General features: G+C 69.4%; 23 protein-coding genes. 20 read left to right on the top strand and 3 right to left on the bottom strand.

Annotation, left to right across the window (positions count from 1 at the left end; all coding sequences use genetic code 11):
- Positions 1-15 precede the first annotated feature (15 nt).
- Positions 16-279 carry a hypothetical protein gene (locus MIAR_RS11630; RefSeq protein ID WP_285635916.1) on the bottom strand — a complete coding sequence of 88 codons (264 nt, stop codon included), beginning with the start codon at positions 277-279 and terminating at the stop codon, positions 16-18.
- On the opposite strand from MIAR_RS11630, the gene MIAR_RS11625 reads away from it, so the two are divergent.
- From MIAR_RS11625 to MIAR_RS11600, 6 genes are all read left to right on the top strand, one after another.
- Positions 280-678 carry a LysM peptidoglycan-binding domain-containing protein gene (locus MIAR_RS11625; RefSeq protein WP_285635913.1) on the top strand — a complete coding sequence of 133 codons (399 nt, stop codon included), beginning with the start codon at positions 280-282 and terminating at the stop codon, positions 676-678.
- 47 nt (positions 679-725) lie between these two features.
- Entirely contained in the window at positions 726-1,808 is a 1,083-nt protein-coding gene (locus MIAR_RS11620; RefSeq protein WP_425561594.1) for a histidinol-phosphate transaminase, read from the top strand.
- Positions 1,805-2,428, top strand: a complete 624-nt coding sequence (gene hisB, locus MIAR_RS11615) for an imidazoleglycerol-phosphate dehydratase HisB (protein WP_285635908.1) — start codon at positions 1,805-1,807, stop codon at positions 2,426-2,428. Before MIAR_RS11620 ends, hisB begins: the two co-directional genes overlap by 4 nt.
- Positions 2,425-3,063 carry an imidazole glycerol phosphate synthase subunit HisH gene (gene hisH, locus MIAR_RS11610; protein ID WP_285635906.1) on the top strand — a complete coding sequence of 213 codons (639 nt, stop codon included), beginning with the start codon at positions 2,425-2,427 and terminating at the stop codon, positions 3,061-3,063. The genes hisB and hisH overlap by 4 nt, the downstream gene beginning before the upstream one ends.
- Before the next feature lie 98 nt (positions 3,064-3,161).
- Positions 3,162-3,908 (top strand): bifunctional 1-(5-phosphoribosyl)-5-((5-phosphoribosylamino)methylideneamino)imidazole-4-carboxamide isomerase/phosphoribosylanthranilate isomerase PriA, encoded by a 747-nt coding sequence (gene priA / locus MIAR_RS11605; RefSeq protein ID WP_285635904.1) that lies wholly within the window; start codon positions 3,162-3,164, stop codon positions 3,906-3,908.
- The gene (locus MIAR_RS11600) at positions 3,892-4,695 is read left to right on the top strand and encodes an SseB family protein (protein WP_285635902.1); all 804 of its coding nucleotides are present in this window, start codon (positions 3,892-3,894) and stop codon (positions 4,693-4,695) included. Before priA ends, MIAR_RS11600 begins: the two co-directional genes overlap by 17 nt.
- A 154-nt stretch (positions 4,696-4,849) precedes the next feature.
- Here MIAR_RS11600 and MIAR_RS11595 read toward each other — a convergent pair whose 3' ends face one another.
- Positions 4,850-5,230 (bottom strand): DUF1844 domain-containing protein, encoded by a 381-nt coding sequence (locus MIAR_RS11595; RefSeq protein ID WP_425561615.1) that lies wholly within the window; start codon positions 5,228-5,230, stop codon positions 4,850-4,852.
- A 217-nt stretch (positions 5,231-5,447) separates the two neighbouring features.
- Here MIAR_RS11595 and infC point away from each other — a divergent pair, with 217 nt between their 5' ends.
- The 11 genes from infC (at position 5,448) to MIAR_RS11540 (ending at position 14,217) form a co-directional block, all read left to right on the top strand.
- Positions 5,448-6,104 (top strand): translation initiation factor IF-3, encoded by a 657-nt coding sequence (gene infC / locus MIAR_RS11590; RefSeq protein WP_285635897.1) that lies wholly within the window; start codon positions 5,448-5,450, stop codon positions 6,102-6,104.
- A gap of 73 nt (positions 6,105-6,177) precedes the next feature.
- Positions 6,178-6,375, top strand: a complete 198-nt coding sequence (gene rpmI, locus MIAR_RS11585; protein ID WP_193596428.1) for a 50S ribosomal protein L35 — start codon at positions 6,178-6,180, stop codon at positions 6,373-6,375.
- A 32-nt stretch (positions 6,376-6,407) separates the two neighbouring features.
- Entirely contained in the window at positions 6,408-6,794 is a 387-nt protein-coding gene (rplT, locus tag MIAR_RS11580; protein ID WP_285635890.1) for a 50S ribosomal protein L20, read from the top strand.
- A 79-nt stretch (positions 6,795-6,873) separates the two neighbouring features.
- Complete coding sequence (locus tag MIAR_RS11575) at positions 6,874-7,680, top strand: TrmH family RNA methyltransferase (RefSeq protein WP_285635887.1); 807 nt, start codon at positions 6,874-6,876, stop codon at positions 7,678-7,680.
- Positions 7,681-7,684: 4 nt separating this feature from the next.
- Positions 7,685-8,362 carry a response regulator transcription factor gene (locus MIAR_RS11570; protein ID WP_285635884.1) on the top strand — a complete coding sequence of 226 codons (678 nt, stop codon included), beginning with the start codon at positions 7,685-7,687 and terminating at the stop codon, positions 8,360-8,362.
- Between the two features lie 2 nt (positions 8,363-8,364).
- Positions 8,365-9,741 (top strand): sensor histidine kinase, encoded by a 1,377-nt coding sequence (locus tag MIAR_RS11565; RefSeq protein ID WP_285635882.1) that lies wholly within the window; start codon positions 8,365-8,367, stop codon positions 9,739-9,741.
- On the top strand, positions 9,738-10,712 hold the full coding sequence (locus tag MIAR_RS11560; RefSeq protein WP_285635880.1) for a TAXI family TRAP transporter solute-binding subunit: 975 nt from the start codon (positions 9,738-9,740) through the stop codon (positions 10,710-10,712). The genes MIAR_RS11565 and MIAR_RS11560 overlap by 4 nt, the downstream gene beginning before the upstream one ends.
- A 140-nt stretch (positions 10,713-10,852) precedes the next feature.
- A complete protein-coding gene (locus tag MIAR_RS11555) occupies positions 10,853-11,599 on the top strand; it encodes an amino acid ABC transporter ATP-binding protein (protein WP_425561593.1) in 747 nt (248 codons plus the stop codon).
- Positions 11,600-11,649: 50 nt separating this feature from the next.
- Complete coding sequence (locus tag MIAR_RS11550; RefSeq protein WP_285635877.1) at positions 11,650-12,552, top strand: glutamate ABC transporter substrate-binding protein; 903 nt, start codon at positions 11,650-11,652, stop codon at positions 12,550-12,552.
- 85 nt (positions 12,553-12,637) lie between these two features.
- On the top strand, positions 12,638-13,294 hold the full coding sequence (locus MIAR_RS11545; protein ID WP_285635874.1) for an amino acid ABC transporter permease: 657 nt from the start codon (positions 12,638-12,640) through the stop codon (positions 13,292-13,294).
- Positions 13,291-14,217: an amino acid ABC transporter permease gene (locus tag MIAR_RS11540; RefSeq protein ID WP_285635872.1), complete on the top strand. Its 927-nt coding sequence runs from the start codon at positions 13,291-13,293 to the stop codon at positions 14,215-14,217. Before MIAR_RS11545 ends, MIAR_RS11540 begins: the two co-directional genes overlap by 4 nt.
- A 94-nt stretch (positions 14,218-14,311) precedes the next feature.
- Here the strand turns inward: MIAR_RS11540 and MIAR_RS11535 are convergent, their stop codons facing one another.
- Positions 14,312-15,817 (bottom strand): gluconokinase, encoded by a 1,506-nt coding sequence (locus tag MIAR_RS11535; protein WP_285635869.1) that lies wholly within the window; start codon positions 15,815-15,817, stop codon positions 14,312-14,314.
- Positions 15,818-15,929: 112 nt separating this feature from the next.
- On the opposite strand from MIAR_RS11535, the gene MIAR_RS11530 reads away from it, so the two are divergent.
- The 3 genes from MIAR_RS11530 to pheT all read left to right on the top strand — a co-directional run bounded on the left by MIAR_RS11530 (position 15,930) and on the right by pheT (position 20,951).
- A complete protein-coding gene (locus MIAR_RS11530; protein WP_285635866.1) occupies positions 15,930-17,333 on the top strand; it encodes a GntT/GntP/DsdX family permease in 1,404 nt (467 codons plus the stop codon).
- 64 nt (positions 17,334-17,397) lie between these two features.
- On the top strand, positions 17,398-18,447 hold the full coding sequence (gene pheS, locus MIAR_RS11525) for a phenylalanine--tRNA ligase subunit alpha (protein WP_285635863.1): 1,050 nt from the start codon (positions 17,398-17,400) through the stop codon (positions 18,445-18,447).
- Positions 18,447-20,951: a phenylalanine--tRNA ligase subunit beta gene (pheT, locus tag MIAR_RS11520; RefSeq protein ID WP_285635860.1), complete on the top strand. Its 2,505-nt coding sequence runs from the start codon at positions 18,447-18,449 to the stop codon at positions 20,949-20,951. The genes pheS and pheT overlap by 1 nt, the downstream gene beginning before the upstream one ends.
- Positions 20,952-21,003 lie beyond the last annotated feature (52 nt).

Here is a 21,003-nt window from a genome sequence, read left to right as displayed (position 1 = left end):
CGGGCTGGATCCGCGTCATCGCGGGCTTCCGGTTCGAATGTCGGTGGCCAGTGGTGTGCTGTCCATATCGAAACCGTATCCGAGATATCGCGGAAAACGGAAGATCTGTTCGAGCGTGTCGGCGACAATCTCGGACGGGTTTCGAATAATTCTTGACAGATGTTCGATATCGAAGATAGATTCGGAACACAGCTTCGCATCCGGCATCCCCGGCCGGGTGCCGGATGCGAAAGCTGTACCGGTCCCGCCGATCGGCGGGAAGACGAAGAGGAGCCTCACATGAGCACCATCAGCATCCAGAGCCCCGCGATCCTTCGCGCCTCCGCAGGTGCCGCCTCCGGTGCCTCCACGCGTGCGGTGCGCTCGACGAAGCTGCGCCTCACGGTGCGTGGTCGTCGCGTGCTGGCGGCAGTCGCCGCAGCCCCTCTCGTCGCGGGCATCGCATTCTCGGTGCTGGCGGGCGGTTCGGCGCTCGCCTCGGGTGAGCAGAACGCCGGAGTCTCCTTCGAGACCGTGACGGTGCTCCCGGGTGACACCCTGTGGTCGATCGCGTCGGAGGTCGCACCCGGTGTCGACCCGCGTGACGTGATCGACGACATCATGAGCCTGAACAACCTCAGCAGCGGTGCGATCCAGGCCGGCTCCGAGATCGCGATCCCGACGCAGTACTCGCACTGATCGTCATCCGGGGACTGGCCCGGATTCCGCGCTCTACCATGGGAAGAGTGACCTCTCTCGACGAGCTGCCTCTCCGCGACGATCTGCGCGGGCTCACGCCCTATGGCGCTCCGCAGGCCCCTCTGCCCGTGGCGCTGAACGTGAACGAGAACACGCATCCGGTGCCGGAGTCGGTGGTAGGCGACATCCTCGACGACATCGCCCTGGCGCTCAGCGACGTCAACCGCTACCCCGACCGCGAGTTCACCCAGCTGCGCGAGGCCTTCGCCGCCTACCTGGGCCATGACCTGACCGCCGACCAGATCTGGGCGGGAAACGGCTCCAACGAGGTGCTGCAGCACATCATGCAGGCGTTCGCCGGGCCGGGCCGCACGGCTTTCGGCTTCGCGCCCACCTATTCGATGTACCCGCTGATCACGCAGGGGACCGGTGCGCGCTGGATCGCCGGCACGCGCGAGGGTGACTACACCATCTCTCCGGAGGACGCGGCTGCGCAGGTCGCAGCAGCCGACCCCGACGTCGTGCTGCTGTGCTCGCCGAACAACCCCACCGGAACGCCGCTCGGACTCGACGTGGTCGATGCCGTGTACGAGGCCGCACGCGGCATCGTGGTGGTCGACGAGGCGTATCACGAGTTCGCGCCGAAGGACGCGGCATCCGCTCTCTCCCTGCTGCCCGGGCGTCCTCGGCTGGCGATCTCCCGCACCATGAGCAAGGCGTTCGCCTTCGCCGGTGCCCGCGTCGGATACCTGGCGGCCGACCCCGCCTTCATCGACGCGCTGCGACTGGTCCGCCTGCCGTACCACCTGAGCGCCCTGACGCAGGCGGCCGCGACGGCCGCGCTGCGCAACTCCGCGACGATGCTGCGGATGGTCGACGAGATCGTCGAGCAGCGCGACAGGATCTCCGCGACCCTCGAGGCGCTCGGCTACGCACCGCACGAGTCCTGGTCGAACTTCGTGCTCTTCGGCGGGATCGACGACCCCAAGGCGGTGTGGCAGGCGCTCTACGATCGGGGCGTGCTGATCCGCGACGTCGGGATCCCCGGCCACCTTCGGGTCACGGCCGGCACGGAGGCCGAGACCACCGCGTTCCTGGACGCACTCGCATCGATAGGATCACCAGCATGACCGCGCCCCGCACCACTCAGAGCCCTCGAACCGCGCAGCGCACCCGCAGCACGTCCGAGTCGACGGTCGAGGTCGAGCTGAACCTCGACGGCACCGGCCGGAGCGACATCAGCACCTCCGTGCCGTTCTTCGACCACATGCTCACCGCCTTCGCGAAGCACTCGCTCACGGACCTCACGGTGCGCGCGACCGGCGACACGCACATCGACGCCCACCACACGGTCGAGGACGTCTCCATCGTGCTCGGCCAGGCGATCCGCGAGGCTCTCGGCGACAAGTCCGGCATCTCGCGGTACGGCGACGCGCTCGTGCCCCTCGATGAGGCCCTCGCGCAGGCCGTCGTGGACATCTCCGGCCGTCCCTTCCTCGTGCACGAGGGCGAGCCCGCAGGTTTCGAGATGCACCTCATCGGCGGGCACTTCACCGGCTCGCTCGTGCGGCACGTCTTCGAGGCCATCACCTTCAACGGCGGCCTCACGGTGCACGTGCGCGTGGTCGGCGGCCGCGACCCCCACCACATCGCCGAGGCGGAGTTCAAGGCGTTCGCACGCGCGTTCCGCCAGGCCAAGGCCCTCGACCCGCTGGTCGACGGCGTCCCCTCCACCAAGGGCGCGCTGTGAGCACCGGCCCCCGCGTCGTCGTCTTCGACTACGAGTCCGGCAACGTCCACTCGGCGGTCAAGGCCTTGGCCGCGGCCGGAGCGGAGGTCGAGCTCACCGGCGACCGGGATCGCGCGCTCGAGGCCGACGGGCTGTTCGTCCCCGGCGTCGGCGCGTTCTCGGCCGTGGTCGACGCGCTGCGCGCGCACGGCGGCGACGAGATCATCGACCGCAGGCTCGCGGGCGGACGGCCGGTGCTCGGCGTCTGCGTCGGGATGCAGGTGATGTTCGAGCGCGGCGTCGAACGTGGGCTGAACACCGAGGGGCTGGGGGAGTGGCCGGGCACGGTCGCCGAACTCGATGCCCCTGTACTGCCGCACATGGGCTGGAACACGGTCGAGGCGGGCGAGGGCAGTGTGCTGTTCCGCGGCCTCGAGCAGGAGCGCTTCTACTTCGTGCACTCCTTCGCCGCGAAGACCTGGGGGATCCAGGTCGAGCCGCCGTTCCCGCAGCCGGCGCTGACCTGGGCGACCCACGGCGAGAGGTTCCTCGCGGCCGTGGAGAACGGCCCGCTGTCGGCGACGCAGTTCCACCCGGAGAAGTCCGGGGAGGCGGGCATCCGGATGCTGCGCAACTGGGTGGAATCGCTCGGCTGAGCGTCACCCGACGCCACTCATGTTGAACCGCGCACAGGCGCGGACTAGTGTCTTCTCTCGTGTCCGCACGTCGCGGACATCCCCGAACCAAGGACGTCATGAACGACTTCGCACAGTCCCCCTCGCTGATCCTGCTGCCCGCAGTCGACGTCGCGGGAGGGAAGGCGGTGCGTCTCACCCAGGGTGAGGCGGGCACGGAGACCAGCTACGGCGACCCGATCGACGCCGCAGGCGAATGGGTCGACCAGGGTGCGCAGTGGATCCACCTCGTGGACCTCGACGCGGCCTTCGGACGCGGCAGCAACGCGCCCATCCTGCGCAAGGTCATCAAGCAGTACCGTGGCGTGAACATCGAGCTCTCCGGCGGCATCCGCGACGACGCCAGCCTCGAGGCCGCGCTCGAGTCCGGCGCCAACCGCATCAACCTCGGCACGGCGGCGCTGGAGAACCCCGAGTGGGCGGCCGACGTCATCAGCCGGTACGGCGAGGCGGTCGCTGTCGGACTCGACGTGCGCGGCACCACGCTGGCCGCACGCGGCTGGACGAAGGACGGCGGTGACATCTGGGAGGTGCTGGAGCGCCTCGAGGAGGCCGGCTGCAGCCGTTACGTCGTCACCGACGTGACCAAGGACGGCACGCTGCGCGGCCCGAACCTGGAGCTGCTGCGTGAGATCACCTCGCGCACGCCCAAGCCGGTGATCGCGTCCGGCGGCGTCTCGAACCTCGACGACATCGCGGCTCTCCGCGAGCTCGTGCCGCTCGGCGTCGAGGGCGCCATCGTCGGCAAGGCGCTCTACGCCGGGCAGTTCACGCTGGCAGAGGCGCTGGATGTCGCCGGCCTCTGACGGCGCCTGCGACCACGGGGACGCCGAAGGCAACACCGCAGACTCCGCCGGCGTGCCCTGGGCCGGCCGGAGCTTCGAGCCGAATACTCGCGCCGCGGATGACGGCTCGGCCGACCCCGCGCTGCTGGACGCGCTGCTGCGCTTCCGCGCCGGCACTGCCTCCCAGGCAGAGGTCGTCGACGCGTTCCGGCCTGCGCGCGTGCTGGTGCCGCTGGTCGCCGAGAAGGGCGACGAGGGAATCGGCCCGACGGGCCTGAAGGTCGACAAGACGCAGGAGCTGTCGATCGTCACCGTCGCCGCGCCCGACGGGCGCCGGGTTCAGCCCGCGTTCTCCTCGGTCGACACCATGCGCCGGTGGGATGCCCAGGCTCGTCCCATCCCGGTGGAGGCGGCGCGCGTGGCGCTGTCGGCCGCCGGCGAGGAGACCGACCTGATCGTGCTGGATCCGGCCTCCGACACCGAGTTCGTGTTCCGGCGCCCCGCCGTGTGGGCGATCGCGCAGGGTCAGCCCTGGGAACCGAGCTTCCTCTCGCCCGAGGTCTTCACGGCGCTCCGCGAGAGCATCGCGCACGAACTGGCCGTTATCGACGTGTCTGTCGCGCCGGGGGATCCGGATGCCCGGATGCGCGGCCCCGAGCTGATCGTGACGCTCGAGCTCATCGACGGCCTGGACCGCGAGACCCTGGACGCCGTGCTCGCGCGGCTCGCGCAGCGCTGGGCCGCCGACGACCGCATGGCGGTGCTGGTCGACTCGCTGACCGTGAAGCTGACGCGCTCCGCCGGCTGACCCTTCTCGCCTCTCCTCATCCAAGGTCGGATGCCCTTGGACCGCGGGGCCGCAGGAAGGTTCCCCGAGCGAGCATCGGGAGGGGCCCGCGCAGCGGGAAGGAACCCGCTCTGCGAGCGAAGGGAACCTTCCGGAGGCCGTCAGAGCAGAGGGCTCAGGTGACCGGGCCGGTCCACTTCTCGCCCGGACCCTTGCCGATCGGGTCCTGGATGGGGGAGGTCTCACGGAAGGCGAGCTGAAGGGAGCGCAGGCCGTCGCGCAGCGGGCTCGCGTGCGCGCTGCTGATCTCGGGGGCGCCGGCGGTGATCAGGCCTGCCAGTGCGTTGATGAGCTTGCGGGCCTCGTCGAGGTCGAGCTGTGCATCCGGGTCGTCCGCGAGTCCCAGCTTCACGGCGGCCGCGCTCATCAGGTGCACGGCGGTGGTGGTGATCACCTCGACGGCCGGAACGTCGGCGATGTCGCGCGTCGCGGCGGCCGCGGCTTGCTCCTGCTCCGCCCAGCGCTCGTGGCGGTCATCGGCGTGCTCAGCAGGAATCGTCACTTCGGGATGCTTTCTGGTAGACTTCTGCGGGCTTCAGAGTGTCATGCTCTGATACGAAAGAGGATTCATTCCCACCCGCGCTTGCCGTTCAAGGCTACCGGGTTCCACACCCCGCCGGACTCCGGTGGAAAGGGTGTCACAAGCCGGTGCTTCTGAATGCGTCGGCGGGTGGGGAGACTCCGATTTCGCTCGGGATGCAGACAGCATCCGGATGGCCGAAACCACGTCTAAGGAGCTCCGCATCAGCGATCCCCGTACCAATGAGCGCATCCGCGTCCCCGAGGTCCGCCTCGTCGGCCCCGCGGGTGAGCAGATCGGTGTTGTCCGCATCGAGGCAGCGCTGCGTCTGGCCCAGGAGGCAGATCTCGACCTGGTCGAGGTCGCCCCGAATTCCAAGCCGCCCGTGGTCAAGATCATGGACTACGGCAAGTTCAAGTACGAGGCCGCGCAGAAGGCGAAGGAAGCACGCCGCAACCAGGCGAACACCATCCTCAAGGAGGTCCGCTTCCGCCTGAAGATCGAGGCTCACGACTACACGACCAAGCTCAAGCGCGCCGAGGGCTTCCTGAAGGCCGGCGACAAGGTCAAGGCCATGATCCTGTTCCGTGGTCGCGAGCAGTCGCGTCCCGAGCAGGGTGTGCGTCTGCTGCGCAAGTTCGCCGAGGACGTCGCCGAGTTCGGCACCGTGGAGTCGAACCCCACGATCGACGGCCGCAACATGGTCATGGTCGTCGCTCCGCTGAAGAACAAGTCCGAGGCCAAGGCCGAGCAGAACGCCGTGCGCACTGCCAACAAGCAGGCGGCCCGCGAGGCGAAGAGCAGCACGGGCGCGGCATCCGCCGAGCCCACGGACGAGACCGCGGCGTAAGCCGCCCCACAGCTCCCGCTCCTGGCGGGTAACCCACCGTCGCCCGTCAGGGCGCCACACGAAGGAAGAGAAGATGCCGAAGCAGAAGACCCACTCGGGTGCGAAGAAGCGCTTCAAGATCACCGGCAGCGGAAAGCTGAAGAAGCAGCAGGCCGGCATGCGCCACAACCTCGAGCACAAGTCGAGCCGCCAGACCCGTCGCCTGAACCAGGACCAGGTCCTCTCCAAGGCCGACACCAAGGTCGCCAACAAGCTTCTCGGCCGCGGCTGAGCGCCCGAACGCAGGAATAGGAACACAGGAAAATGGCTAGAGTCAAGCGCGCGGTCAACGCGCACAAGAAGCGTCGCGTCATCCTCGAGCGCGCCTCGGGCTACCGCGGTCAGCGTTCGCGTCTGTACCGCAAGGCGAAGGAGCAGGTCACCCACTCCCTCGTCTACGCGTACCGCGACCGTCGCAAGCGCAAGGGCGACTTCCGTCGTCTGTGGATCCAGCGCATCAACGCCGCTGCCCGCCAGAACGGCATCACGTACAACCGCTTCATGCAGGGCCTCGGCCTCGCGGGCGTGCAGGTCGACCGTCGCATGCTGGCCGAGCTGGCCGTCACCGACGCCGCCGCGTTCGCCACGCTGGTGGACGTCGCCAAGAAGGCGCTTCCCTCGGACGTCAACGCTCCGAAGGCTGCTGCCTGATCTGAACGATCCTGAGAACGGGCGTCTCCCTGCGGGGAGGCGCCCGTTTCCGCATCTCGGCCCCCGATAGAATGGGCGCGTGCTCGAGAACCCCCGCTCTCCCCGAGTCCGTGCCGTCGCCAAGCTGACCAAGCGCAGCGCCAGGACCGAGACGGGGCTCTTCCTGCTGGAGGGACCGCAGTCGGTCCGCGAAGCGCTGAACTATCTTCCCGGCGCGATCGTCGAGCTGTTCTCCACGCCGTCGGCGTGGGAGAAGCACTCCGATGTCCGGGCGCTGGCGTCGGAGCACGGCATCGACGTCGAGTACGTCACCGAGCAGGTGCTCGCGGCGATGGCGGACACGGTCACGCCGCAGGGCATCGTCGCGGTCGCACGGCAGACGCCCACCTCGGTGCGCGACATCTTCGCGGCGGGACCGCGGCTGATCGCGATCTGCGAGGAGGTGCGCGATCCCGGCAACCTGGGCACGATCATCCGTGCCGCGGATGCTGCGGGAGCGGATGCCGTGGTGCTGACCGGCCGCACCGTCGACCCCTACAACCCGAAGGTGGTCCGCTCGACCACCGGTTCCCTGTTCCACCTGCCGTTCTCGGTGGGCGGTGATCTGAACGACGTCGTCTCGCGCGCCCACGATGCGGGCCTCCAGGTGCTCGCCGCCGATGTGAAGGGCGACGACCTTCTCGCCGCGCGTGCCGAGGGCGTGCTGGAGCGTCCCACCGCATGGCTGTTCGGGAACGAGGCGCGCGGGCTCGAGGACGACATGCTCGACCTCGCCGACCGGGCCCTGAAGCTGCCGATCTACGGCCGGGCCGAGTCGTTGAACCTCGCCACCGCGGCCAGTGTGTGCCTGTACGAGAGCGCCTTCGCGCAGCGCGTGGCCGGATGATCCGATGCGCATCCTGATCGTCGAGGACGACGATCGCGTCGCCGAGGCGCTGCAGGCCTTCCTGAACCGCTCGGGCTATGCGACCGTGCGCGCCGTCGACGGCGCTCAGGCGCTCGGACTGCTCGGCTCCGACACGGAGGTGGTGCTGCTGGATCTGGGGCTGCCCGACATGGACGGCATCGACGTCTGCCGGCGCATCCGTGCGCAGAGCGGGGTGCCCGTGATCATCGCGACCGCGCGCAGCGACGTGCAGGAGCGCATCCGCGGTCTGCGCGCCGGTGCCGACGATTTCGTCGTGAAGCCCTACGACGTGCGGGAGCTCGTCGCCCGCATCGAGGCGGTCACGCGCCGGCTGCATCCGCTGGATTCCCACCATCCTGCGTCGGGCGACCGGTCGCTGATCGAAGTGGGGGATGTGAGCATCGACCTGGTCGCCCGACGGGTGCTCGTCGGGGGTGCCCCGGTGGAGCTGACGCGCAAGGAGTTCGACATCATCGCCGTGCTCGCGCGCTACCCGGGCGTCGCCGTGCCTCGCGACCGGCTCATCCGCGAGGTGTGGAACACCGACTGGCAGAGCTTCGCCCGCTCGCTGGAGGTGCACGTCGCCTCGATCCGCCGGAAGATCGGGCGGGCGTCGCTGATCGAGACCGTCCGCGGCGTCGGGTACCGTCTGGAGGGCTGACCGTGCGCCGCAGGCTGATCGTCGTCTTCCTCGTACCGCTGGTGCTCGTGCTGATGGTGCTCGGGGGAGCGTACGCGTGGAGCGCGGCGCGCAGCGTGCAGCAGGAGTTCTATGCCGAGCAGCTGGGCGATCTCAGCTACTTCACGACCACCGCCCGCCAGGCGCTGCTCTCCGGCAGCGCCGAGGTGTTCGACGGCGAGGCGCAGCGGTACCGGGAGCTGTACGGCACCCGGGTGGTGATCGTGGACCGCGCCGGCCGGCCCTGGGCGCCCTCCACCGCGCGGCCGGTGTTCGACAGCCCCGAGATCGAGGCGCAGATCAAGCTCGCACTGTCGGGCCGCCGGGGCGAGCTGCCGCAGAACGCGCTGCCGTGGCAGTTCTCCGACCTGTCGCTGGTGGAGCCGGTGTTCGACGGCGGCGACGTGATCGGGGCGGTCGTCATGTCGGCGAGCGTGGACGTGCCGCGTGCCGAGATCGGGCGGCAGTGGCTGCTGATCACGGCCGTCGCCGCCCTCGTGATCGCGGTGGGTCTGCTCGTGGTGTTCCGGCTGGCGGGCTGGGTGCTGCGCCCGGTGCGGCGTCTGGACCGGGCGATGGAGGCCATGGAGCGCGGCGACATGGAGGCCCGGATCGCGGACGACACGGGACCCGCCGAGCTGCATCGCATGATCCTGATGTTCAACCGGATGGCCGACGAGATCGAGCGGGTCGTCGCCCGCCAGCAGGAGTTCGCCCTGAACGCCTCGCACGAGCTGCGCAATCCGCTGAACGCGCTGCTGCTGCGGGTGGAGGTGCTCGCCGCCGACCTCGGCACGGCGGGTGCCGCCGACGTGGAGAAGATCCGCGAGGAGGGGCAGCGGATGACGCGGATCCTCGACACCCTGCTGGGCTTCGCGCGGGGTGCGGTGCGCGCGTCCGACTTCGAGGACGTCGACCTCACGGCGCTGGTCGCCCGGCGGGGCGAGGCGTGGCGCGAGGTCGCCGCGCGTCGCGGCATCCGCTTCGGCGTGCGCGGGGCGCAGGACGTGCGATCCCGCGTCGACGAGGCGATCGTCGAGAGCGCCCTGGATGCGGTGATCGACAACGCCGTGAAGTTCTCCCCGGACGGCGGCCTGATCGAACTGGCGGCCGTGGTCACGGAGGAGGGCGCCCGCATCTCGGTGCGCGACCACGGACCGGGGCTGGACCCCGACGAGCTCGAGCAGGCGGCCGACCGCTTCTGGCGCAGCGCCCGCAACCAGAACGTCCCCGGGTCGGGGCTCGGGCTCGCGATCGCGATGGATCTGCTTCGCTCCGTGGGAGGGCGGCTGACCGTCGAGTCTCCGGACGACGGCGGCCTGAGCGTGTCCTTCGACCTTCCCGCTCCGGGGGAGAGATGAGCCGCACCGGAGCCGTGCGGGCGAGACGGATGCTGGCTGCCGTCGCGGCAGCGCTCATCGTGCTCGGCGTCGCCGGGTGCGCGCCTTCGCGACCGTCGTGGACCGAGCATCCGCTGCGCATCGCCGGCGGCAGCGTGACCGGTGTCTACTACGACTACGGCACGCAGCTCGCGAAGGTGCTGCGCGGGGATCTCGACGTCGACGCGCAGGTGATCGAGACCAACGGCTCGGTGGACAATCTGCATCTGGTCGGCGCGGGGCAGGCGCAGCTGGGCTTCGCGCAGAGCGACGCGATCGCGGATGCCGTGGCCGGGACCGGCGACTTCGACGAGCCTCTGCCGATCCGCGCGGCCGCCCGGCTGTACGACGAGTACGTCCACGTCGTGGTGCGGGCCGACTCCGGCATCCGCAGTGTCTCGGAGCTCGCCGGTCGCACGGTCTCCCTGGGCGGCACCGGCTCGGGCGTGAGCGTGGTCGCGCGTCGGGTGCTGGAGGCCTCCCAGGTGCCGGCCGGGAGGGTGCGGGATGTCGGGCTGGGGCTGGACGCCTCGATCGCGGCACTCACCGACGGACGCATCGACGCGTTCTTCTGGGTGGGCGGGCTGCCGACGCCCGGCATCGAGAGGCTCGCGGGGCGCCTGCCGATCCGGCTGCTGTCGATCGGTCCCGACGTGGTGGAGAGAGCGGATGCCGCGCATGCCGGCGTCTACCGCTCGGCGGAGTTCCCGGTCGGCACTTACGGCAGCGACGAGTCGACCGTCGCGATGACGGTGCCGAACTACCTGGTCACCTCCGCAGACGTCCCCGCCGCGCTGGTGAGCGACGTGCTCGCCGAGCTCTTCTCGGCACGTGCGGAGGTCGCCCGCAGCGTGCCGGCCGCCGCGCTGCTGGACCGGCGACTCGCGATCTTCACCGATCCGATCGAGCTGCACCCGGGAGCGGCGGAGTACTACCGCGACTCGCGGCGCTGATTCTGCACCACACTCAAGAAACACTCAAGGGACTGGTCCGGCCGCGCATCCGTGCATAGTCTGAACGGGTCAGCGGATTCGATGGGGAGCCCTGATTCCACCTGTGCTCCCTTCGACCGGTCGGTCCCATGGGAGGCACAATGAGCACAGCCGAATCGCTGGTCGTCGTCGAGGGCGTCCAGAAGCACTACGGCGAGTTCCACGCGCTGAAGGACATCAACCTCACCGTCGACAAGGGCGAGGTGGTCGTCATCATCGGTCCCTCCGGTTCCGGCAAGTCGACGCTGTGCCGCACGATCAACCGCCTGGAGACCATCACCAGCGGGTCCATACGCATCGACGGCAAGCCGCTCCCCGCCGAGGGCAAGGGGCTGGCGAACCTCCGCGCCGAGGTCGGCATGGTGTTCCAGTCGTTCAACCTGTTCGCGCATCTGACGATCCTCGAGAACGTCACGCTCGGCCCGATCAAGGTGCGCGGGGTGAAGAAGGCGGATGCCGAGAAGGAGGCCATGGCGCTCCTGGAGCGCGTGGGTGTCGCCCAGCAGGCCTCGAAGCTCCCCGCGCAGCTGTCCGGCGGTCAGCAGCAGCGTGTCGCGATCGCCCGTGCCCTGGCCATGCATCCGAAGGTGATGCTCTTCGACGAGCCCACCAGCGCGCTGGACCCGGAGATGATCAACGAGGTCCTCGACGTCATGGTCGGCCTCGCCAAGGAGGGGATGACGATGATCGTCGTCACCCACGAGATGGGCTTCGCCCGGAAGGCCGCCAACCGCGTGGTCTTCATGGCCGACGGGCAGATCGTCGAGGAGGCGACGCCCGAGGAGTTCTTCACGCACCCGAAGAGCGACCGCGCCAAGGACTTCCTGTCCAAGCTCCTCACCCACTGACCTTCCCGCGCGGAGATCCCGCGCACCCACAGCACACGAAGGAGAACACCATGCGACGCACGAAGGCACTCGCAGGAATCGGCATCGTCGCCGCGGCGCTGCTCGCGCTGACCGGCTGCAACAGCGGAAGCCCGTCCAACCCCGGTGGCGGCGGTGGCGACAACGGTGGCGGGGACAAGCCGCTGTTCGAGGTCGCCAAGGACGTCAAGCTCGACGGCAGCCCCACGTTCGACGCCATGAAGAAGCGCGACGGCGTGGTCATCGGCGTCAAGGAGGACCAGCCCGGTCTCGGCTTCCTCGACGCCACCACGGGTGAGCGCACCGGTTTCGACGTCGACATCGCCCGTTGGATCGCCGCATCGCTCGGCTTCGACGAGAAGCAGATCACGTTCAAGCCGATCGCCTCGGTCAACCGCGAGCAGTCGATCGTGAACGGCGACATCGACTACTACGTCGGCACCTACTCGATCACCGACAAGCGCAAGACGCAGATCGACTTCGCCGGTCCGTACTTCGTCACCGGCCAGGGCCTGCTGATCCGCAAGGGGGACCCCGACGCCGACAAGCTCGAGGACTTCAACGGCAAGACGGTGTGCTCGGCGACCGGCTCCACGCCGATCCAGAACATCAAGGCCAACTTCCCGCAGATCAAGACGCAGGAGTACGACCTGTACTCCGCCTGCGTGCAGGACCTGCTCGACAAGAAGGTCGACGCCGTGACCACCGACCAGGCCATCCTGATCGGCTTCGCGGCTCAGTACCCGAAGGACCTGAAGGTCACCGGCGGTCTGTTCACCGAGGAGCGCTACGGCGTGGGTCTGAAGAAGGGCGACACGGCGCTGCAGCAGCACATCAACACGCTCTTCACCGACGGTCACGACACCTGGCAGAAGATCTTCGACAAGAACCTCGGCAAGTCCGGCATCAAGGTCGAGCAGCCCAAGGTCGACTGACCCGGCTGCTGTCCATCAGTGATGGGCGGCCCCGGCACCACGGGGTCGCCCATCCACGAAGGCATCGTCACGAAGGAAGGGTGGCATGGACGTCATCTTCGGCAACCTCGACCTGTGGGGTGAGGCCATCGGGAACACTCTGCTGGTGTTCTTCGTCGGCGGCATCATCGCGCTGGTCCTGGGCATCATCGTCGGCGCGATGCGCGTCTCGCCGGTGCCCATCGCCCGCGCCGTCGGCACGGTGTACGTGAACCTCATCCGGAACACCCCGCTGACGCTGGTCTTCTTCTTCTTCGTGTTCGGCTACCCGCAGCTGGGTCTGCCCGACCTGTCGAACACCGTGCTGGGCATCCTCGCGATCGGCATCTACACGGCGACCTACGTCGCCGAGGTCCTGCGGGCGGGAATCAGCACCGTCCCCGTCGGTCAGGCCGAGGCGGCCCGCGCGATCGGGCTGCCTTTCGGCCAGGTGATGACGCTGGTCATCCTCCCGCAGGCCTTCCGCACGGTGGTCCCGCCCATGATGAGCGTGTTCATCGCGCTGCTGAAGAACACCACGGTGGCGGCCGGCTTCTCCATCGCCGAGCTCGCGGCGCTGCGCGCCACCATCAACGATGCACCCGACCGCCCGGGCAACCCGATGGAGGTGCTGCTCTGGGTCGCGGTGGTCTTCGTCGTCCTGGTGATGGTCATGAGCACCATCCAGCGGCATCTCGAGAACAAGTGGAGGATCGTGCGATGAGTTCCGTGCTCTACGACGTCCCGGGTCCCCGGGCGATCGCCCGCAACCGCATCCTCGCCGTCGTCACCGTCGTGGTGGTCGCAGCGGTGGTCGGCTTCGTGGTCTACCGCATGGCGGCCACGGGACAGTTCACCGCCGACAAGTGGTACGTGTTCACCTTCACCAACGTGTGGATGAGCATCTTCAAGGCACTCGGGCAGACCCTCGGCGCATTCGCCCTGGCCGCCGTCCTCAGCCTGGCGCTGGGCTTCGTGCTGGCGATCGGGCGCCTGTCCGAGCACGCCTGGGTGCGCGTGCCGGTCACGGTCCTCACCGAGCTCTTCCGTGCCGTCCCGGTGCTGGTCTTCATGATGCTGCTGTACTACGGACTTCCCGTGCTCGGCGTCCGGATGGACCCGTACTGGGCCGTCGTGCTGGGGCTGATGGTCTACAACGGCTCCGTGCTCGCCGAGGCGCTCCGCGCCGGCATCGAGTCGCTGCCCAAGGGTCAGAAGGAGGCCGGCTACGCGATCGGCCTGCGCAAGAGCGGCGTGATGGCCTTCATCCTGCTGCCGCAGGCGATCCGCGCCATGCTGCCGGTGATCGTCGCGCAACTGGTCGTGACGCTGAAGGACACCGCGCTCGGCTTCATCATCACCTACCCCGAACTGCTGTACTACGCCAAGCTGCTCAGCTCGCAGCAGGGCCGGCCGATCCTGCAGTCGGCGTTCGTCATCGGCGCGATCTACATCGCGATGTGCCTGATCCTGTCGGGCGTCGCGAAGTGGCTGGAGATCCGCACGCGGCACTCGCCGAAGCTGAAGGGCTACACGCCGGGCGCAGACGACGACCCTCGCGTCCACGACGGGACCGTCACCGAGGTGATCGCCATGCAGCGCGGCGCGGGAAAGTTCGACGCGGGTGGAGTGGGGCCGACGCCCTGACCTCACCGACGTCCACATCTCCGGAGGGGAGCGAGAGGGCGGGCATCCGATCGGATGCCCGCCCTCTTCGTCTCACCCGGCGATCAGTTCGCGATCACTTCGCGATGACGCCCTGGTAGACGCTCTCGAACCGGCGGCGCAGGTCGTCGTAGTAGTCGCGCTGCGCGGCATCCGGCTCGGTCAGGCTCGTCTGCGGGATGGTGGCGAGCGGATGCTCCGCCTGGAGGATCGACAGCGCCAGCGCGGCCGCGCCGCGCATGGTCACGCGCTTGACCTGGACGACTTCCACCGGGAATCCCAGCGCCTGGGCCACCGGATGCATGAAGCCGGGGTAGGCGCTGGTGACGCCGCCCGACGCGATCACGCTGCGGATGCCGGGCGCGACCTCGAGCAGCTGCTCGAAGACCCGCGCATAGGAGATCGCGATCCCCTCGACGGCTCCGCGCCACAGCTCCCGCGGACCAGAGGCCGAGGAGATGCCGGTGAGCACGGCACGCGCGTCACCCGCCCAGCCCGTCGCACGCTCGCCGGTGAGGAAGGGCAGCACGAGGGGCGTGCCCTCCGAGGGAGCCGCGCGGAAGACCTCATCGATCTGCTCGTAGGTCAGCGGGGCCAGCGTCGACTGCAGCCACAGCGTGACACGGCCGACATCGTTGAGCGCACCGCCGACGATGGACTGCGTCTTCGACACGCGGTACGCCCACAGACCCGTCGGGAGCACGTCCGGCGTGCCGTCGACGATCACCCGGATCGCCCCCGAGGTGGCAGCCGACATGGCCGCGACGGACGGGGTGCTCGCCCCGACGCCGATGTTGGAGGCAAAGCCGTCGGGGACGGCGGGGAACCACGCTGCGCCCTCGAGCGCGGGCCAGCGACTCAGAGCCTCAGGGGAGACGTCGGTGATCGGCTCGGACGGGTCGACCACGGGCGCGAACCGGTTGCGGTCGACGCCCACGGCGGCCAGCAGCTCCTCGTCGAGCTCGCAGGTGTGCCGGTTCAGGATGCCCGCCCATGCCATCGTCGAGGTCGCCGCGCCCTCGATCCCGGCGAGCTTCGCGTACACGTACTCGCCGAGCGAGAGGAACTTCGCCGTCTCGGCGAACACCTCCGGGAACTCGTCCTGCAGCCACAGCAGCCGGGGCGGGTGATAGCTGGTGTGCAGCCGGGTGCCGGTGCGCTGGTGCACCTCATCCTCGTCGAGCTGCGATCGCAGCTTCGCGAGATGCTCCGACGACCGCGAGTCGGCGTAGGTGATGCAGGGTGTGAGGGCGTCTCCCTCGGCATCCACGCACACCAGCGACGAGGCGAACGTGTCCATCACGACCGCCTTGACCAGGCCGGGGTCGATGCTCTTCAGCGCGCCGTCGATGACCTCGCCGACCTCGCGGACGATCTGGTCGGCGTCGACCTCGGCCGTGCCGTCCGCCGCCTCGATGAACGCGTGCTCGGCCTTGACCAGGTGCTTCTTGATCGGACGGGCATAGGCGTCGTAGAGGCACCCACGTGTCGAACCCGAGCCGATGTCGATCGCGAGCACATAGGGCGCTGGTGCGGATACCAGGGCGATGGCCTGCGTCGTCGGGATCGGTTCTTCGGCCATGGAATTCGCCTCTCGCGCGTGTGAGTCGTTCTCGTCGCCGATCCTACCTGGGAGTATCGTGTGCGCTACGTTCCGGGACGGCCCCGCCCCGACGCAGCGAAGGAGTCCGAGAATGCAACTGCTCGCACAGACGGCACCACTCCTGAACGGGGTGCTTGCCGCGGATCCCGTCAAGCCCGCGGCGGGCACCGCTCAGCTGATCATCGCGGCGGTGGTCTCGATCGCGGTCATCGTCGTGCTGATCGTCTGGGTGAAGATGCACCCGTTCTTCTCCCTGATGCTCGGCGCCGCCGTCATGGCGCTCGCCGCGAACATGGGCTTCGAGCACGCCTTCACCTCCTTCTCCACAGGGCTGGGCGCCACCGTCGGCGGCGTCGGCGTTCTGATCGTGCTCGGCGCCGTCATCGGACGCTTCCTCACCGAGTCCGGCGGCGCCGACGAGATCGTGGACACGATCCTGTCGAAGACGCCCCTCAAGCGCCTGGGCTGGGCCATGGCGCTCGCCGCGTTCATCGTCGGCATCCCGCTGTTCTTCGAGGTCGGCGTGGTGCTGCTGATCCCCATCGTCATGCTCGCGGCCAAGCGCGCCAAGCTCCCCGTGATCCTGATCGGCATCCCCGCGCTGGCGGGTCTGTCGGCGCTGCACGGCTTCGTGCCGCCGCACCCCGGTCCGCTGATCGCAATCGACGCTCTCAAGGCCGACCTCGGCCTCACCCTGGGCCTGGGCCTGCTGGTCGCGATCCCGACCGTCATCATCGCCGGCCCCGTGCTCGCGAAGCCCATGGCCCGCTGGGTGCCCGTCCTGGCATCCGACAAGCTGCTCGCCCCGGTCACCGAGCGCGAGGGGAAGCGCCCCGCGTTCGGCGTGGCGCTCTCCGTCGTGCTGCTGCCCGTCGTGCTGATGCTGCTGATGACGGTCGTCACCTCCGCGGGCCTGGACAGCAGCCTGTTCGGTCAGATCCTGGTCTGGATCGGCACCCCGCTCCAGGCCCTGCTGATCACCTCGCTGTACGCCATGATCGTGCTCGGCACGGCCCTCGGACGCTCCATGGGCGAGGTCGCGAAGATCACGGGCGACTCGTTCGCCCCGATCGCCTCCATCCTGCTGATCGTGGGCGCGGGCGGCGGCTTCAAGCAGACGCTCGTCGACTCGGGCGTCGGCCAGGTCATCGGCGGTGGCATCGCCGGCTCGGGCATGCCGCTGCTGCTCGCGGGCTGGCTGGTCGCGGTGGTCATCCGCCTGGCGACCGGATCGGCGACCGTGGCCACCATCACCGCGGCGGGGATCATGGCGCCGCTGGCCGGTGATCTCAGTGGAACCCACCTGGCACTGATGGTGCTCGCGATCGGCGCGGGCTCGGTGTTCCTCTCCCACGTGAACGACGCCGGCTTCTGGCTGGTGAAGGAGTACTTCGGACTCACGGTCGGACAGACCTTCAAGACCTGGAGCCTCATGGAGTGCGCGGTCTCGGTGGTCGGCCTGCTCGGCGTCCTGCTGCTCGGACTCGTGGTCTGAGCCTCGCGGGCACGGTCTTCACCGGCGCGGGGGCCTCGCCCTCGCGCCGGTAGACTCGGTTCTCGTGTCAGACACTCCCGAAACACCCCAGATCACCCCGGAGGCGGTGGAGTCCGCCGTCGACGCCGCGCTCGCGGCGATCGCCGCGGCATCCGATACCGCCGAGCTGAAGGCGGCTCGCGCCGCGCACGTCGCCGAGGGCTCGCCCCTCGCCGTGCTGAACGCGTCGATGCGCCAGGTCGCCCCCGAGCACAAGGCCGCGTTCGGAAAGCTCATCGGGCAGGGGAGGGGCCGCGTGACCCAGGCGCTGGCCGCCAAGGAGGCCGAGCTGGCCGAGGCCGAGACCGCCGCCCGCCTGGAGGCGGAGCGCGTCGACATCACGGCCATCGCCTCGCACGCCCGCGTCGGTGCACGGCATCCGATCTCCCTCATGCAGGAGCAGATCAGCGACATCTTCGTCGGCATGGGATGGGAGATCGCGGAGGGGCCGGAGCTCGAGCACGAGTGGTTCAACTTCGACGCGCTGAACTTCGACGAGGACCACCCCGCCCGTCAGGAGCAGGACACGTTCTACGTCGACCCGAGCTCCCGCCACCTGGTGATGCGCACGCACACCAGCCCTGTGCAGGTGCGGTCGATGCTCGACCGCGAGGTGCCGATCTACGTGCTGTGCCCTGGTCGCGTCTACCGGACCGACGAGTTCGATGCGACGCACCTGCCGGTGTTCACCCAGTTCGAGGGTCTGGTCGTCGACAAGGGCATCACGATGGCGCACCTGAAGGGCACCCTCGACCACGTCGCGAAGCAGATGTTCGGCGCCGAGGCGAAGACCCGGTTCCGCACCAACTACTTCCCGTTCACCGAGCCCTCCGCCGAGCTCGACCTGTGGCACCCGACCTTCAAGGGCGGCGCCCGCTGGATCGAGTGGGGCGGCTGCGGCATGGTCAACCCGAACGTGCTGCGCGCGGCGGGCATCGACCCCGAGGTGTACAGCGGTTTCGCGTTCGGCATGGGCGTCGAGCGGGCGGTGATGTTCCGCAGCGATGTGAAGGACATGCGCGACATGGCCGAGGGCGATGTGCGCTTCAGTGAGCAGTTCGGGATGGTGGTGTGATGCGCGTTCCTATCTCCTGGCTGCGCGAGTACGTCGACGTGGCGGCGGACGCCACGCCGGAGGACGTCCTGGCGTCCTTCGTGTCGGTGGGTTTCGAGGAGGAGGACATCCACCGCTTCGAGATCTCCGGTCCCGTCGTGGTCGGGCGCGTGCTCTCGGCCGAGCCCGAGCCGCAGTCCAACGGCAAGACCATCAACTGGTGCCAGGTGGACGTCGGCGAAGCGAACGGCGGTGTGCGCGGGATCGTCTGCGGCGCGCACAACTTCGTCGCCGGTGACAAGGTCGTGGTGACCCTGCCCGGTGCCGTGCTGCCCGGCCCGTTCCCCATCGCGGCTCGCAAGACCTACGGCCACGTCTCCGACGGCATGATCGCCTCGGCGCGTGAGCTGGGCCTGGGCGATGAGCACGACGGCATCATCGTGCTCTCGACGCTCGGGCTCGACCCCGAGGTCGGGGCGGATGCCATCGAGCTGCTGCACCTGAACGATTTCGCGGTCGACATCAACGTGACGCCCGACCGCGGCTACGCGTTCTCGCTGCGCGGCGTCGCCCGTGAGTACTCGCACGCCACCGGGGCCGCCTTCCGCGACCCCGCAGAGCGCGACTTCGCCGAGCTGCAGCCCGGCTCCGGGTTCTCGATCTCGGTCGATGACCAGAGCCCCATCCGCGGCAACGTCGGTGCCCGCGAGTTCGTCGCCCGCGTCGTGCGGAACGTCGACCCGTCGCGGCCGACCCCGCCGTGGATGATCGCGCGGCTGGTCCTGGCCGGCATGCGCTCGCTGGGCGTGCTCATCGACATCACCAACTACGTGATGCTCGAGCTCGGCAACCCCGTGCACGGCTACGACCTCGACAAGCTGCAGGGCGGCATCGTCGTGCGCCGCGCCGAACAGGGCGAGCGGATGACCACGCTCGACGGGCAGGACCGCGCGCTGCACACCGAGGACCTGCTGATCACCGACGGCTCGGGACCGATCGGCCTGGCAGGCGTGATGGGCGGTGGCACCACCGAGATGAGCGCGACCACGCGCAACGTTCTGATCGAGGCCGCGACCTTCGACCCGGTCACGATCGCACGCTCCGCACGACGCCACAAGCTGCCCAGCGAGGCATCCAAGCGCTTCGAGCGCGGCGTCGATCCTCTCATCCCGTTCGTCGCGGCCCGCCGCGTGGCCGATCTGATGGTCGAGCTCGCCGGCGGCGAGCTGACCGACGAGGGCGGCGCGCTGTTCGCCGACGTCGACATCGCGGGCATCGATCTGCCCCGAGGTTTCGCACAGGGCGTGATCGGCGTCGACTACACCGACGACGAGGTGACCGGCGCGCTGGAGATGATCGGTGGCGAGGTGACAGCGACCGATGGCGGCTGGTTCGTCATCCCGCCGAGCTGGCGTCCCGACCTCACCGACAAGTGGACGCTCGTGGAGGAGGTCGCCCGCATCCACGGTCTCGACCGCATCCCGTCCGTCCTGCCGACCCCGCCCTCCGGTCGTGGCTACACCCCGCTGCAGCAGGGTCGCAAGCGCGTGGCTGACGCCGTCGCCGCGGCGGGCTTCGTCGAGACGCCGGCGTTCCCGTTCACCACTGAGGAGCAGAACGATCTGCACGGCTCCGCCAGTGGCGAGCACCTGCCCAGCATCCGCCTGGCCAATGCCCTGGACGGGCAGGCCGCGTACCTTCGTCGCTCACTGCTGCCCGGCCTGCTGCAGACCGCGCACCGCAACATCTCGCGCGGTCTGGTGGACCTGGCGATCTTCGAGACGGGACTCGTGTTCACCCCCGAGGCGGGCGTGACCTACGGCACCGACTTCGTCCCGCCGCTCGCGCAGCGCCCGAGCGATGAGACCCTGGCGCAGCTGAACGCGGCCATTCCGCCGCAGCCACGGAACATCGCGGTGCTGCTGACCGGCAATGTGACGCCGCGCCAGCCCGGGCGCGCCGCCGAGCACGCGAGCCTGGGCGACGCCCTGCACGCCGTGCAGGTGATCGGCGTCGCGGCCGGCGTCGACATCGACGTCGTCCAGACGCAGCGCGCAGCTCTGCACCCGGGACGCGCCGGCGCCCTGAGCGTGCGCGGCGAGGAGATCGGCTATGTCGGCGAGCTGCACCCGCAGGTCGCGGCGGATGCCGATCTGCCCGGTCGCGCCGTCGTGCTCGAGCTCGATCTCGACCGCCTGCTCACCCTTGCGGGAGAGCGTGTGGTCGTGGAGTCGCTGTCGACGTTCCCCGCCGCGACGCAGGACGTCTCATTGGTCGTGGACGCCGCCGTGCCGGCGTCCGAGGTGCGCGCCGCGCTGGTCGAGGGCGCGGGCGAGCTGCTCGAGTCGGCGACCCTGGTCGACGACTACCGCGGCGAGGGCGTGGACGCCGGGCGCAAGAGCCTCACCTTCGCGTTGCGCTTCCGAGCATCCGACCGCACGCTGACCGCCGCCGAGGCGACCGAGGCGAAGCTCGCCGGCGTCGCCGTCGCGACCGAGCGCTTCGGCGCCGCGATCCGCGACTGACCCCTGTGCACACGCCGCCGCATTCCGCACCGGGATGCGGCGGCGTGTGCGT

This window comes from Microbacterium arabinogalactanolyticum, from assembly GCF_030268005.1.
GTDB classification, from domain to species: domain Bacteria; phylum Actinomycetota; class Actinomycetes; order Actinomycetales; family Microbacteriaceae; genus Microbacterium; species Microbacterium arabinogalactanolyticum.
This window is presented reverse-complemented; position numbering and strand designations above follow the sequence as displayed.

Bases quoted from the DNA above. Each gene is read 5' to 3' on its own strand.
- MIAR_RS11530 (WP_285635866.1), top strand. From the start codon at position 15,930: ATGCAACTGCTCGCACAGACGGCACCACTCCTGAACGGGGTGCTTGCC.
- MIAR_RS11625 (WP_285635913.1), top strand. From the start codon at position 280: ATGAGCACCATCAGCATCCAGAGCCCCGCGATCCTTCGCGCCTCCGCA.
- MIAR_RS11555 (WP_425561593.1), top strand. From the start codon at position 10,853: ATGAGCACAGCCGAATCGCTGGTCGTCGTCGAGGGCGTCCAGAAGCAC.
- pheT (WP_285635860.1), top strand. From the start codon at position 18,447: ATGCGCGTTCCTATCTCCTGGCTGCGCGAGTACGTCGACGTGGCGGCG.
- MIAR_RS11540 (WP_285635872.1), top strand. From the start codon at position 13,291: ATGAGTTCCGTGCTCTACGACGTCCCGGGTCCCCGGGCGATCGCCCGC.
- MIAR_RS11560 (WP_285635880.1), top strand. From the start codon at position 9,738: ATGAGCCGCACCGGAGCCGTGCGGGCGAGACGGATGCTGGCTGCCGTC.
- MIAR_RS11535 (WP_285635869.1), bottom strand. From the start codon at position 15,817: ATGGCCGAAGAACCGATCCCGACGACGCAGGCCATCGCCCTGGTATCC.
- MIAR_RS11600 (WP_285635902.1), top strand. From the start codon at position 3,892: ATGTCGCCGGCCTCTGACGGCGCCTGCGACCACGGGGACGCCGAAGGC.
- priA (WP_285635904.1), top strand. From the start codon at position 3,162: ATGAACGACTTCGCACAGTCCCCCTCGCTGATCCTGCTGCCCGCAGTC.
- rpmI (WP_193596428.1), top strand. From the start codon at position 6,178: ATGCCGAAGCAGAAGACCCACTCGGGTGCGAAGAAGCGCTTCAAGATC.
- hisB (WP_285635908.1), top strand. From the start codon at position 1,805: ATGACCGCGCCCCGCACCACTCAGAGCCCTCGAACCGCGCAGCGCACC.
- MIAR_RS11550 (WP_285635877.1), top strand. From the start codon at position 11,650: ATGCGACGCACGAAGGCACTCGCAGGAATCGGCATCGTCGCCGCGGCG.
- infC (WP_285635897.1), top strand. From the start codon at position 5,448: ATGGCCGAAACCACGTCTAAGGAGCTCCGCATCAGCGATCCCCGTACC.
- MIAR_RS11545 (WP_285635874.1), top strand. From the start codon at position 12,638: ATGGACGTCATCTTCGGCAACCTCGACCTGTGGGGTGAGGCCATCGGG.
- MIAR_RS11570 (WP_285635884.1), top strand. From the start codon at position 7,685: ATGCGCATCCTGATCGTCGAGGACGACGATCGCGTCGCCGAGGCGCTG.
- rplT (WP_285635890.1), top strand. From the start codon at position 6,408: ATGGCTAGAGTCAAGCGCGCGGTCAACGCGCACAAGAAGCGTCGCGTC.